This is a genomic window from Pseudomonas sp. S2_F07 (assembly GCF_054668325.1).
Map to the genome: position 1 here is coordinate 657,984 of NZ_CP162758.1, position 12,586 is coordinate 670,569.

The following is a 12,586-nucleotide window of genomic DNA, read 5'->3' on the forward strand; positions in this document are numbered from 1 at the left end:
CGTTATCAAAGCTTAAAGGAGAGATTGTGAGTATTAATTTGTTTGTTTCTATGCTGGTAGTGCCGTGCCTTGCTTTGTTTGATATGGTTGCAGTTGCGGAGGATAAAAAACCAAGTCATGAAGTTGTCTTTAAATATGATGATCCGGTGGGTGAGTTGTATTTAAAACTTACGAGAAATGTACGCACCTTGCAGGGTGATAGGTTGTTAGGAAGAGCATACGAGCGGACCGACCCGTCACTTGCATCGCAGGACGGGAATTTCGTCTATTTGAGTCAGATCGAATCAGGCTTTGTTGAGGGGTCTAATGATTCCCCAAAATACCAAGAAGTTGCCTATTGCGAGCTACTGGATGTGCGTAGCGGTTGCATCGTTGCAAGAGAAACTGGTGAGCTTTGTGGTGGGTCATTTACTTTTGATGGGGGTGGGATAACCCGTTGTATCCGGATTTTAACTTGGCTAAACAAACACCAAGCGTATTTTATTATGTCAGCGGGAAGCTGACGCCAGCGGACTCGCCTGAGTTTTCATTTGAGAATCTACTGATCTGTGATCCTCCTTCGAGCAATAATGTCGATGCCTATCGAAGTATAATAAAGAATAATGTATTTCATCTTGATGGTTTTCGGCGCGAAGCTTTCGAACGCGATTTGAAGTTGCGGTACTGATATATATGTTGAGGTTTGGTTTTTGATGGTTTTTGATGGTTTTTGATGGTTTATTTGGTTTTGTATGTTGTGGATGGTTCTTGGCTTTAAGGGGGGAGGGTGATTGATTTCCATGGCAACGCTAGGGGGTGCGTTATGCAGCACTATGTGCTGGGCAAATAAACCCGGGAAGAAGTTTCTTTATTTTCTGCTTTGTTGGGTGCCAATTGTTTATGTCAGCGCCGAAACGCAGCGGCCAAGCAATTTCAGTGGGCAGGCACAACTAAAAATGACAGATGGTGCGATTTATCGAGTGAAATTGTTGGCCGATGCGACCGCCGTGTTTTATGAAAACGACAAACACAAGGTTGGAGAAAGTGAGTTCGTTTCGCTGTTCCAGGTTTTACCCTCGAATACTGCACGCCCTGCAGGATTGTGCGGCGCAGGAAGCGAAGTCTGGCTGTATGTCTATCAAATCACTGGTGCCGATCTTGTTGAAAAAACAACGGTATTAGTAAGCAGCTGTTTGAGATCCATTTCAATGGCCAGTCAAAACACCGGAACGCCTCTGCAAGACTTTGATTTCTCTTCGGTGCAGTGGAACTCGAGTGGGTTTTCGATTGAGTGGTTCGAGAAAGTTTATGCAACTGGACGGACGTTGCAACTTTCGAAGTTTGTATTGCAGGACGGTGTGTTTTTACCGCAAGACGTATTGAGTCAAGAAACATCGAGCTAGGAATTTTCCGGTCAATGAAAAAGGGACAAGACATGAAAGGCATCGTACGCATTGGCGACAAATCCACGGGCGGAGGCACTGTACTTTCGGGTTCCACCGTCATGCGATTCAAGGGGCTCGGAGTTGCGTGCGAGGGCGACTCTGTGCGTTGCCCGGTTGCTTTCGAAAGACATCGCTACGCGTGCAGCTATGCGTTGTTTTCCTCGTTGTCAGTGGCGGAGGCGAACTAGTCCATGCCGGTCAGATTGGATCAAGTCCCTGCGCAGGCGGTGAGACCCGCACACCCTCGTGTCTGGTTTTGGATAGGCTTGCTGCCTTTGTTGTTGCTGATGGGGGCAGGGTTGGCATTGTTCTTCAGCCCGGTGCCGTTGCACCAGCAGCCAGTCGACTTCTGGGCGCTGGCCTTGGGCGTGCCGTTGGTTGGCTGGTGCGTGCTGAGTTTCGGGAAAGTGCTGCTTTACCTGGGCCAACAAAGTGCTGCCGATGGCTGGGATGAAGCCCGTGAAAAAGACATGACCCGCAGGCTTCGTAAAGGTCGACGGTCTCAGCAGGTTTTGGGGGTGAGCTATTACACCGCACTGCGGGATCCAGCGGCCGAGCCCGCGGCGCAACTCGACGCACTGCTGAGTGGAGTCGAAGCGCTGAAAACGCAACCGTTCAGGATGGGCGGTGCACCATTGAGGCACAGCCGTTTGCTTGACGACCCGGATGAAGACCTCGAAGCGGTGTTCTTGAGTGTATTGACCCAGGCGCTCGCTGACTTGGCACTAATCCTTTCACAAGCGCCTGAGGATAAGCCTCTGGCCCTGTTATTAGAGGTCGACTGCAGACTGCCCGAGGACCAATGGCGTCCAGCATGGCAAAAGGCATGGCGAGAGTCCGGCATCCGTCAATCGACGATCCCCGTCGAGGGCAGTGGATTGGCTGCGGTGGATCGCTGGCTGGATCAGCGCATTGACGATCAGGCGTTGCTGATGGTGTTGGCAGTGCAGCTCGCACCGGACCAGCCCGAAGGCACGGCAGAAGTGGCCGTTGGGCTGTTGTTCGGCAACCGGCTTACGCAGTCGGTCTTACCGCCTGTTGCCTATCTCCACCGCCCTGAACAGCAGCGCGAGCCCACCGATGCCGGTTTGCTTGGTTCCGCGCGTCAGGCCTTCGACTGGGCGCCGCTGCAAGGACACTCGATCGAACAGGCCTGGCGGGCTGGGGTAGGCGCGCCACGCCATGTCGAGAGCGTGATGCTTGACGTCCCCATGCCGGTCAAGCCGCCGCAGAACTTTTGCAACCTCGACACGTTGCTTGGACACGCGGGGAAAGCATCACCTTGGCTGGCTATTGCCGCCGCGGCGCAGACCATTGAGCGCGGCGCCGGACCACAGTTCATTTTCAGTGGCGGTGCTGCCGCCGATGGCCTTTGGAGCACGGTGTTGATGCCCGTGTCACCCCTTTTGAAATAGGAATATCGAATGCAGTTTCGACGCTCTGTAGGGTTGGGTGTGCTGGTGAGTGTGTTGTTGCTCGCTGGACTGGTCTTGAGTGTGCTGCTGTGGCGTCACCCCGAGTCGTTGGGCATTGCATCGGGTAGTGCCCGGCAAACGCTCTGGCTTTCGGTGAGCTCGGTGACCACCCTTGTCGTGATGGTGTTTCTGGGTGGCTATCAATTGTTCGGCCGGTGGATAGGGAGTGCTTCTTATCAACCGTTTGAGTCGGATGATGTGCCCCAGCCTGGGCAAATGCCTTCTGCAAATTCGACTGGCGCTCAGGACAAACAATGGTCTGACAGGATTAGAGCCTCGCTACGGGCGCGCCACGGCCCCTTCTGGCGCCAAAAAATCCGCCTCCTGCTGATCGTCGGCGAACCCGAGCAGATCGACGCCATCGCCCCCGGCTTGACCCGCGACCATTGGCTGGTTGACCAGGACACCGTGCTGCTCTGGGGCGGGAGTGTGCAAAACAAACTGGACGATGCGGTGCTTGAGCACTGTCGCGTCTTGACCCGCTGGCGTGCTCTCGACGGCGTGATCTGGGCGCTCAACACCGCGCAGAGCGCCGACGACGGGTCGATGCGTCGCGGCGTGAATCACCTGCAGGGCCTGGCGCGCACCCTGGGCTGGTCGTTGCCGCTGCACCTGTGGCAGGTCTGCGCCAGTGGGTGGAAGCAGGACCAGCGCCCGAGCCAGGCGGTCGGCTGCGCGCTGCCGTCACGCCTGAGCGCGCAGGCCCTGGAAACGTCGCTGCACAGTCTGCTTGCGCCGCTGCGCAGCGAAGGCTGGGCGCAGATGAACACGCGACCCGATCATGATTTCCTGCTGCGCTTGGCGCGGGACCTGCAGGTCGAAGGCGTGGCCCGTTGGCGCCAGGCACTGGCGCCATGGTTCGGCAGCTTCCGGCAGGATGTGGCGTTGCGTGGGCTGTGGTTCAGTCTGCCGTTGCCCGGTAAAACCCAGGGCACGGAAGAGCACTTCTGGCCCATGGACCCGGCCTGGCACGGCGTGCTCGGCGAGCAAAAACTGCCGAGCCGTCGTCTGGGTTGGAGCACGCCGCGCGTGGCTTATGGATTGGCACTGGCCGTGGCGCTGATCTGGGGCGCCGGCCTGCTGCTGTCCTTCGCCAGCAACCGCGTGCACATTGCCCAGATGCAGAGCACGTTGGTCTCTCTCGAACAGTCGCAGAGCCCCGACGAACAACTGCTGGCGTTCAACGAGTTGACCCGCGAGCTGGGGCGCCTGGACTACCGCGCCGAGCACGGCACGCCCTGGTACCTGCGCTTCGGCCTCAACCAGAACGACCCATTGCTGGCGACGCTGTGGCCGCGCTACGTCGACGCCAACCAGCGGTTGCTGCGCGACCCGGCCGTGGCCAGGCTGCAGCAGCAACTCAAGGCGCTGATCCAGTTGCCGCCGGACAGCCCCGAACGCGCCAGGCGTGCCCCGCAAGCCTACGCGCAGCTCAAGGCCTACCTGATGATGGCGCGCCCGGAAAAAGCCGACGCGGCTTTCCTCGCCAAAGTGCTGGTCGAGACCCAGGCGCAGCGCGCCGACATGACGCCGGGGCTCTGGCAGGGCCTGTCACCTGGCCTCTGGCAGTTTTATGCCGAGCAACTGGCGGCCCATCCGGCCTGGCGTATCGAGGCTGACCCGACGCTGGTGGCCCAGGCCCGTCAGGTACTGCTCGGCCAGCTTGGCCAGCGCAATGCCGAAGCCAGCCTGTACCGCCAGGTGCTCGATGCGGCGGCCAATCACTACCCGGCCCTGAGCTTGCCGCAGATGGTCGGCGACACCGACGCCCGCGCGCTGTTCGCCACCACGGCCAGCGTGCCCGGGGTGTTCACCCGCCAGGCCTGGGAGGGTCAGGTCCGCCAAGCCATCGACGAGGTGGCCGAGGCCCGCCGCGAGGAGATTGACTGGGTGCTCAGCGACAATCCCGCCAGCCTCGCCGCCGACTTGAGCCCGGAGCAACTCAAGGAACGCCTGACGCCACACTGGCCTCGCAAAGTCCCTTTGCTGCAACCGGCCGGCCTGTGCGCAAGCCACCCCGTCAGCCTGTCCCAAGGAACACCACTGGGCCATACCGGACACGATGCCAACAGCCAATTACTCCTTGGGCTTTTCACCGAGGACACCCGGGAGGCCAGAGGCTGGTTGCCCGGGGGACAGTTGCACCGTGACCTGCTGGTGTTGCTACGCGTGTATCTGGGCTGGCGCTGTACTGCGCAGTTGCAGTTGCGGCTACCGATGCGCAGCCTGCCAGCACCGGTATTGGGCCATCCGCAGGTATTGCTTGGCATGACCGGCGTATTGGCACAGGGCAGCGACGCCTGCCAGACCGCGCAACACGACACCATCACCATCAGCCTTGGTCGCTACCAGGGCCTTTCGCAGAATCCACGGAACAGAGAGGTACAGCATGTTGCGTACGCTGGGTAATTCATTGGCATGGGTGACGCTGGGCACCTTGCTCGGCGGTTGCGGGTTGACCCAGACCGTCTCGGACAGCACCGCCTCGGCGGCACGGTCCGTGTTCTACAAGCAGGTCACGACGCTGCACCTGGACTTTTCCGGTCGCGCGGCGAACAACACCGATGAAACGGACATGAGTGCATTGTCCGTTCCGACCCTGGTGCGGGTGTACCAATTGCGTGACAGCAAAGCCGTGGAGCAGGCCAGCTATGACAGCCTGCTCAGCCATGGCGACAGCAAACTCAGTGCCGATCTACTGGACGCGCATGCCGTGGTGATCAAGCCCGGCGAGGGTGCGTTACTGAACGTGCCCCTGAACAGGGACGCAAAATTCGTCACGGTGGTCGGTCTGTTCCGTCAACCGGACACCCGAATGAACACCTGGCGCCTGACCCTGGCCCGCAATGACCTTGAACCGGACCAGCCTCGGGTGATCGAGCTGGCGGACAACCGATTGACATTACGGCCATTGGCGAAGGAGTAGGTAGTGGGCGATCTCAACCCCTCGCTGTACGAAATGCTCTTGCAGAACTTCGATGGCGAACTGGAGCTGTATCGAGTCGGCGAAGAGAACCAGCAAATCCTGTCGGTGCTGGACAATCTGCAACGCATCCTCAATAGCCGCGCCGGCACGCTCAGCCACCTGCCGGACTACGGCTTGCCGGACATGGGCGTGATCCTGCAGGGATTGCCCGCCACGGCCCATGACCTGATGAAAACGATGAGGAGGACTCTGCTCAAGTACGAACCGCGTTTGGCCGCGGTCAGCATCGAGTTGTTGGCACAGGTGCTGCCGGGCCATCTGGAGTATGCCCTCGACATGCAACTCAAGGGCGGCAAACGGGTGACTTTCGGCACCACTCTGGCGCCTGAAGGCAAGGTACTCATGCGTCACCTCAAACGGCAGCGCTACCTGTCGACGCCGTGATATCGGACAGGCAAAAGGAAGGAAAGGAAATGACCGGGTTGTTTGGGCTTCATGTGCGGGCAGGTGGTGATCCACGGGACTTTGACGAGTTTGTCGCACTTCGCGATGAACTGGCCCATCTGAGCCATCCGGCGTGTCCGGACGTGGATTGGGGCCGTATACAGCAGTTGTGCCTGGCGTTGTTCCAGAAAAATGGCGCGGATCTGCAAAGCGCTGCGGCTTTTGCACTGGCGAACGGACAACGCTACGGCCTGGATGGCATCGTGCAAGGGGTGTCACTGATCGAGGCATTACTCGGCGATCGGGAGGGTGTGTGGCCCCCCTGGAGTCTGCGCGCCTGGACATTCTGGCCTGGCTATGCGGTCAACTGCAGGCCTTGATGCGGAGTGTGGACATCAGTTCGCGGAACTTGCCGGCGCTTGTCCAGTTGGGCACCGAGCTTGACCGATTGCGCGCGCGCCTGGAATGCACGGGGCTGATTGCTCCGCAAACGCTGCTGGCGATGGGTCAACAAGTCGGCAGTCTGCTGCAGCGGACGCAGGCAAGGCGCTTGTCGAGCGCACCGGGGCTGCCTTCGATCGGGGGCTACGTGCCGGAATATGTCATGCCGGTGATGATCATTCCCAGTCCACCGCTGCCCGATTTATCGGGTTCAAAACAGCGAAAAAAAATACGGAGAATCAGTCTGTGGGTGTCTGCTGTGGCCACCACCTTGATTCTGGTTGGTGGATTGTGGTGGCAGGGCTGGGTGACCATTTCGTCTACTGAGGGCAGGGCCCGCCATCTGGCCTTTATCCAGCACAAGCAGGACATCGGCGAACCCGTGCATCTGCGCAGCCTGTCACTGTTCGAGGCAGGCAGTGCCACGCTCAAGCCCGGCTCGACCAAAGTACTGATCAATGCCTTGGTCGACATCAAGGCTCAGCCAGACCTGTTGATTGTCATTACCGGGCACAGTGATGCCACGGGCAATCCTGAAGAGAACATCAGACTGTCCCAGGCCCGCGCCGCCAGCGTGCACGACTGGATGCAACGCATGGGTGATATCCCGGCCAGTTGCTTTGCCGTGCGGGGGGCTGCCGCCAGTCAACCGATTGCCAGCAATGACACCGAGGCGGGGCGGGAAGCCAACCGTCGTGTCGATATTCGTCTGGTACCGGAAAAGGGCGCCTGTCAGTCGTCGACCTGAGGTTTGCTTCGGGAGCGGATGCCGGGGAGGGGGGAGCCGATATTCCCTGTGGGAGCGAGCTTGCTCGCGATGAGGCCGACACAGCCAGCACTGATAGAGGCTGACACTCCGCCATCGCGAGCAAGCTCGATCCTACAGAGGGTTTTGTGTGACCCAAACGAAATGAGCGCCACTTGGGCGCTCATTTGTTCACGGCATCACGGATTACGAAGCGGCCAACGCCAGTGCGGTCAGCGTTTTGCTGGCTGCGTTCATCGTCGAAGTCCTTTTCACTTGGTTTTCACCACCGCCGGCGGGGTCCAGTCGCCATCGAGGGCATCGGCTTGCGGCCAGTAGGCGCGGATGTACAGCGAGAACCCGGCGCCTTTGGGCGAGGGCAGCCAGTTGCTTTCCTTGTCCTGGCCCGGTGATTCGCTTTGCACGTAGAGAGTCAGCGAGCCGTCTGGGTTGGTTTGCAGGGACTTGTTCTTGGTGCCGATGGAGTAGCGCTTGAGCTCGTTCGGCGAGAAGAAGTGCTGTTCGTTGTACAGCGTCAGCGACCAGAACCCCTTGACCGGCGGCAGCTTGCCCTTGGCGAACGTGACGCTGTAGCCGTACTGGCCGTTGAGACGCAGGCCGTTCTCATCCAGGTCCTGGTAGAAGTATTTGGTCTCTTTCTGCTGGTTCACGAAAATGTTCGAGCGCGCGACGGCGGTACGGGTGAAATAATCGGTGCCGAACGCTGCGCCGTTGCTTACCGTGCTCCAGTGATTGGGCAATTGCAGGCCGTAGTTGCGGAACTGCAACAGCGGGTCGATCACTTCTTTGTCGGCCTTTTTCGCCTCGTCGATCATCGCGGCGCGCAGTTGCGGGTCGGCCTTGGCGATGGCCGCGAGGGCGGTCATTTGTGCGTAGCGGGCGTCTTCGCCCGGTAATGGCTTGGCGTCCTTGAGCAAGGCCGGCAGTTCGTCGAAGAACTTTTCCGGCACAACCCATTTGGTTTCGGCGCTGCCTTCAGAAGCCTGGGCCGGGAATTTCGGCAACCGGGCCCAGTTGCGCTTCTTCATCTTGCCGTCGTACTGCGACAGCGGGTACATGTCGATGCCCGACAATGCCGGCTGCACGGCCAGGCGGTCAGCGGCGGTGTCGTCCTGGAATACCCGAGGAATCACGAACCCGGTGTTTGTACGCGCCCGGTACACCCGCTTGATGCCCGGCGGCACCTTGCCGTTCCAGTCCGGCCCGACCAGCAGGTAGAAACCCGGTTGGGTGTTATACATTTTACCCATCTCGGCGAAGCTGTCGGAGCGCAGGTCGACCACCTGATATACCCAGAAGCGGCCGTCGAAGTCCGGCACTTGCAGCACCACCGGCTCAAGGTCCAGGGCGATGCTGCCGGCGCCGTACACCACGTCCTGGTTCGGGCAGGCCACCAGCCGCTCGGCCGGGTCGATGTAGTCGCTGAGCATCGACAACCGATTGATCGGGGCCACCGGTACGATGCCGCCCATCAAGCCGGGCTCGGGCAAGTCCTTGAAGGCCTGGCGACGATTGAAGATGTTGGCCATCGGCCAGGCCCAGAAATACGCCTCGCGCGCCATCATGCGTACGTACGGTTCAGTTACTTTGGTACCGGCAACAGGGCCTGAGACAGGGCTGGCGGCCGGAGCGGCGACTGTGGCTTGCGCTGCGTAACCCTGCGTACTCAATAGCGCTGTGGCTGTGAGCGTACTGGCCAGAGACAAGGCGAAGAGGGCATGGCGCCGGGGCAAACGATTCATGAAGCGTCCTTACTGGCTGGCAGTCAATGGATGCAGGTGATTCGCTCTCAAGATAGCTCATCTTTACCCCGGTGCTGTTCAACGCAGGCGCGAGAACGTCAGATCGACCTCAAAGATGATCGGCATCAATCACTGCCTTGGCGAACGCCTGGGGATCTTCCTGCGGCAAGTTGTGGCCGATGCCGCCGTTGATCAGGCGGAACTGATATTTGCCGGTGAAGCGCTTGGCATAGTCTTCAGGTGCCGGGTGCGGTGCGCCGTTGGCATCGCCTTCAAGGGTAATGGTCGGTACGCTGATGGACGGTGCCGTGGCCAGTTTCTGCTCCAGCGCTTCGTATCGGCTCTCACCTTGGACCAGGCCCAGGCGCCAGCGGTAGTTGAACACGGTGATATCGACATGATCGGGGTTGTCCAGCGCCTTGGCACTGCGGTCGAAGGTGGCGTCATCGAACGCCCATTTCGGCGAAGCCAGTTGCCAGATCAATTTGGCGAAGTCGTGAGTGTTCTTCTCGTAACCGGCGCGACCACGGTCAGTGGCGAAGTAGAACTGATACCACCACTGCAATTCCGCCTTGGGTGGCAACGGGTTCTTGCCGGCGGCCTGGTTGCCGATCAGATAACCGCTGACCGAGACCAGCGCCTTGACCCGCTCCGGCCACAGCGCCGAGACAATGTCGGCCGAACGCGCACCCCAGTCATAGCCACCGAGCACCGCTTGCTTGATCTTCAGGGCATCCATGAAGTCGATGACATCACTGGCCAGTGCAGCCGGTTGGCCATTGCGCAGGGTTTTGTCGGAGAGAAAATGCGTATCGCCATAACCGCGGGCATAGGGCATCAGCACCCGATAACCCTTGGCGGCCAGCAACGGCGCGACCTCGTCATAGCTGTGGATGTCATACGGCCAGCCGTGCAGCAGGATCACCACCGGCCCGTTGGCCGGACCGGTTTCAGCGTACGCCACATCCAGCAGTCCGGCGTTGACATGCTTGAGCGGGCCGAACGGCGAGGGCGCTGCCTGGGTGGTGCCGGCAGGGGCCAACGCCGGCTGCGCGGTGGCGGCCGTTTGTGCGTGGGCCGCGCCAAGTACGCCGAACAGTGTCAGCGCGAGGATCGAAGGGCCGACCAGGTGGCGACGAGTCTTGCCGGGGTTGCTGTTGCGCAGTGCCATCTTCATGGGATCTCTCCTTTACCAGCCATGGGTCAGGGGATCCGTCCGAGCCCCTTCAAACCTTGCGAGCATTGGAGCGCGGCAACGTATCTGGCCTGTGTCCAATCGTCGGCCGGATGAAAGTTTGTGTGTCGAGGTGTCGCGCCGATACACTGTGATACCAAGTCCCAGGGCCGAGTCGGCAGCAGTCATAAGCTTGGATAGTCGAGCAGTCTGCTGATTGTCGGCGCATCAATCCACTGCATGGGAAAGTCCCCAGAGTGCCAGCAACGGCTTGTCGGTTGACCTCATGGAATGGACAGCCGATGGTGGGTTGAACACTACGCCGCCCGGCCCGGGATTCCACCAGCCAACATCTTCCCGATACCAGTAACCTTCCGATAGAACGACATAAAACTCTGCCGGAGGATGCTTGTGGTACGGATAGCAAAGTTTGGGCTCCATTACCGCCAACCCCACTGTCAAAGTTGAACATTCAAGCAGTGCGCCCTTGCCGAGAATCAGCGCATGTCGGTGCCTTTCTTCAAACGCATCATCGTCCCCTTCTGAAGCCGATCGTTTTATCCAGCGACTACTGGACAGCAGGGTCTCAAGAGCCGATAGCAGAATCTTGAAGTCCCGATCCGTTCGGGGAGCATCCGCCAATGCCCGTGCTACCGTGGGCTCCAGGCAAGCGGGCAGGGAAGTGCCCGAGAACGGAGGCAAGCCGATGTCCAGGCGCGCATTGCTCAAGGCACAAACACAGATTTCTGTATCCACGCCATCATCACTACTCCCTTGAGAATGACGGGCCAGGATTCGCAGGAGTGCCTCGCGCATCACCACTCCCTGTATCAGGAGTTCTTGTTCCGACATCTGTAAATACGACTGCATGACCGTTTACCTCTTGAACGTAACTGGCAGGTGACTTTGAAAACTCAGTGATCCATCCGTCGAGATGCCTCCTGGTTTTCTGGGCGAAGAGTTCGATTCGCAATGGCCAATGCTGAAATCGCGCCGGAAACGATTGGGTTAATTGCGAAGAAATCGTGCTGTTGCACTGACAAAAACGAGGAGGACAATCAGACCGCCCAGAGCGAACGACAAGGTGCTTAGATGGGCGACCGCCCCAATAAACACGGGACCGATCAGAATGCCCGCGTAACCCATCGAGATGACAGCGGGGATCGCTACTGCCTGTGGCATACGTTGCTGGCGGCCCACGGCGGTAAAGAGCACAGGGACAATGTTCGAGCAGCCAGCCCCGACCAGGGCATAGCCGATCAAGGACGCGGGCCAGCCATCGATTCCAAGCGACACAATCATGCCCGCGGCTGCGCAAAGCCCGCCAAGCGCAACGACGCGCACGCCGCCCAGTTTGCTGACGATGGCGTCCCCCGTCAGGCGGCCCACAGTCATCGCAGCGGCGAAGGATGCGTAGCCCAAACCGGAAATGCTCGGCTCTAACCCTCGGTTTGAGACAAGGAAGACTGCGCTCCAGTCAAGCATTGCACCTTCAGTGAGGAAGACGATGAAACAGAGCGTCCCTAAAAGCAGCACGATACCTCTGGGCACCGCGAACAATGGCCCACCCCGTTCGGTGCCATAAGTCAGCAAAGCAGGCGCAGCCTTGTAAAGCGATCCCAAAACGGTGGCAACGATACAGAGCGCCGCAATCAGTGGATCGAGCCCTAAGGTCAATAAAGCGGTCATGGCCCCGGCGCCCACTATGCCTCCGACGCTGTAAAGGCCATGGAAGCCGGACTGAAGTGCCTGCCCGCTGTTTTTCTCGACGATGACGGACTGTATGTTCATGGCGCAATCAAGCATGCCCATACTGGCACCGAAGAGAGTGACAGCGATGACCAAGCCAGGCAGCCAGGCCACGGTGCTCAACAGTGGAAGAACAGCACACAAGACAATCGTCGCCCAGATTACGACCGGTCGGCATCCATAGTGTGCAGTGAGATAGCCAGCGAAGGGCATGGCCACAATAGATCCTCCGCCAAGGCCAAGCAGCAGCAAACCCAGGCCACCATCGTCCAGGCCGGCGCGTGCTTTAACCAATGGAACCAGAGGCGCCCAAGCGGACATGAGTAAGCCTGCGATGAGGAAGGCAATGCGTGTAGACATCCGCTCGCTGTGGTTAGCCGTGGGTATCAACACCGGCGATGGAGCATTCATAATTCTCGGTAATCCTTATCGATGATGTCAGCCA

General features: G+C 59.4%; 12 protein-coding genes and 2 pseudogenes. 10 read left to right on the plus strand and 4 right to left on the minus strand.

The genetic code is table 11. From position 1 onward, the window contains the following. Positions 1-26 precede the first annotated feature (26 nt). From AB4O40_RS02855 to AB4O40_RS02900, 10 genes and pseudogenes are all read left to right on the plus strand, one after another. A complete protein-coding gene (locus AB4O40_RS02855; protein ID WP_460056223.1) occupies positions 27-503 on the plus strand; it encodes a hypothetical protein in 477 nt (158 codons plus the stop codon). 276 nt (positions 504-779) lie between these two features. Then, on the plus strand, positions 780-1,382 hold the full coding sequence (locus AB4O40_RS02860; protein ID WP_460056220.1) for a hypothetical protein: 603 nt from the start codon (positions 780-782) through the stop codon (positions 1,380-1,382). 101 nt (positions 1,383-1,483) lie between these two features. After that, a complete protein-coding gene (locus AB4O40_RS02865; protein ID WP_460160156.1) occupies positions 1,484-1,612 on the plus strand; it encodes a hypothetical protein in 129 nt (42 codons plus the stop codon). A gap of 78 nt (positions 1,613-1,690) precedes the next feature. Further along, positions 1,691-2,839: a hypothetical protein gene (locus tag AB4O40_RS02870; protein WP_460056214.1), complete on the plus strand. Its 1,149-nt coding sequence runs from the start codon at positions 1,691-1,693 to the stop codon at positions 2,837-2,839. Positions 2,840-2,848: 9 nt separating this feature from the next. Continuing rightward, positions 2,849-4,867: pseudogene (locus AB4O40_RS02875) on the plus strand (ImcF-related family protein); the annotation flags it as partial. Further along, positions 4,844-5,308, plus strand: a pseudogene (locus AB4O40_RS02880) (type VI secretion system baseplate subunit TssG); the annotation flags it as partial. The pseudogenes AB4O40_RS02875 and AB4O40_RS02880, both read left to right, overlap by 24 nt. Beyond that, positions 5,289-5,825, plus strand: a complete 537-nt coding sequence (gene tssJ / locus AB4O40_RS02885) for a type VI secretion system lipoprotein TssJ (protein WP_460056211.1) — start codon at positions 5,289-5,291, stop codon at positions 5,823-5,825. The pseudogene AB4O40_RS02880 and the gene tssJ, both read left to right, overlap by 20 nt. A gap of 3 nt (positions 5,826-5,828) precedes the next feature. Then, on the plus strand, positions 5,829-6,269 hold the full coding sequence (tssE, locus tag AB4O40_RS02890; RefSeq protein ID WP_056724811.1) for a type VI secretion system baseplate subunit TssE: 441 nt from the start codon (positions 5,829-5,831) through the stop codon (positions 6,267-6,269). Positions 6,270-6,298: 29 nt separating this feature from the next. After that, a complete protein-coding gene (locus tag AB4O40_RS02895; RefSeq protein ID WP_460056208.1) occupies positions 6,299-6,649 on the plus strand; it encodes a type VI secretion system ImpA family N-terminal domain-containing protein in 351 nt (116 codons plus the stop codon). A gap of 320 nt (positions 6,650-6,969) precedes the next feature. Further along, a complete protein-coding gene (locus tag AB4O40_RS02900; RefSeq protein WP_460056205.1) occupies positions 6,970-7,458 on the plus strand; it encodes an OmpA family protein in 489 nt (162 codons plus the stop codon). Between the two features lie 269 nt (positions 7,459-7,727). On the opposite strand, the gene AB4O40_RS02905 is transcribed toward AB4O40_RS02900, so the two are convergent. From AB4O40_RS02905 to AB4O40_RS02920, 4 genes are all read right to left on the minus strand, one after another. Next, positions 7,728-9,218 (minus strand): DUF1254 domain-containing protein, encoded by a 1,491-nt coding sequence (locus AB4O40_RS02905; RefSeq protein WP_414919079.1) that lies wholly within the window; start codon positions 9,216-9,218, stop codon positions 7,728-7,730. A gap of 109 nt (positions 9,219-9,327) precedes the next feature. Beyond that, positions 9,328-10,395, minus strand: coding sequence for an alpha/beta fold hydrolase (locus AB4O40_RS02910; RefSeq protein ID WP_056724816.1), 1,068 nt, complete (start codon positions 10,393-10,395; stop codon positions 9,328-9,330). Between the two features lie 225 nt (positions 10,396-10,620). Next, the gene (locus tag AB4O40_RS02915) at positions 10,621-11,262 is read right to left on the minus strand and encodes a dimethylsulfonioproprionate lyase family protein (protein ID WP_056724818.1); all 642 of its coding nucleotides are present in this window, start codon (positions 11,260-11,262) and stop codon (positions 10,621-10,623) included. A 138-nt stretch (positions 11,263-11,400) separates the two neighbouring features. After that, positions 11,401-12,552 (minus strand): MFS transporter, encoded by a 1,152-nt coding sequence (locus AB4O40_RS02920; protein WP_223541215.1) that lies wholly within the window; start codon positions 12,550-12,552, stop codon positions 11,401-11,403. Positions 12,553-12,586: the final 34 nt, after the last annotated feature.

Coding starts and splice junctions, on each gene's coding strand:
- AB4O40_RS02860 (WP_460056220.1), top strand. CDS start 780: ATGGCAACGCTAGGGGGTGCGTTATGCAGCACTATGTGCTGGGCAAAT.
- AB4O40_RS02865 (WP_460160156.1), top strand. CDS start 1,484: ATGCGATTCAAGGGGCTCGGAGTTGCGTGCGAGGGCGACTCTGTGCGT.
- tssJ (WP_460056211.1), top strand. CDS start 5,289: ATGTTGCGTACGCTGGGTAATTCATTGGCATGGGTGACGCTGGGCACC.
- AB4O40_RS02895 (WP_460056208.1), top strand. CDS start 6,299: ATGACCGGGTTGTTTGGGCTTCATGTGCGGGCAGGTGGTGATCCACGG.
- AB4O40_RS02905 (WP_414919079.1), bottom strand. CDS start 9,218: ATGAATCGTTTGCCCCGGCGCCATGCCCTCTTCGCCTTGTCTCTGGCC.
- AB4O40_RS02910 (WP_056724816.1), bottom strand. CDS start 10,395: ATGAAGATGGCACTGCGCAACAGCAACCCCGGCAAGACTCGTCGCCAC.
- AB4O40_RS02915 (WP_056724818.1), bottom strand. CDS start 11,262: ATGCAGTCGTATTTACAGATGTCGGAACAAGAACTCCTGATACAGGGA.
- AB4O40_RS02920 (WP_223541215.1), bottom strand. CDS start 12,552: ATGAATGCTCCATCGCCGGTGTTGATACCCACGGCTAACCACAGCGAG.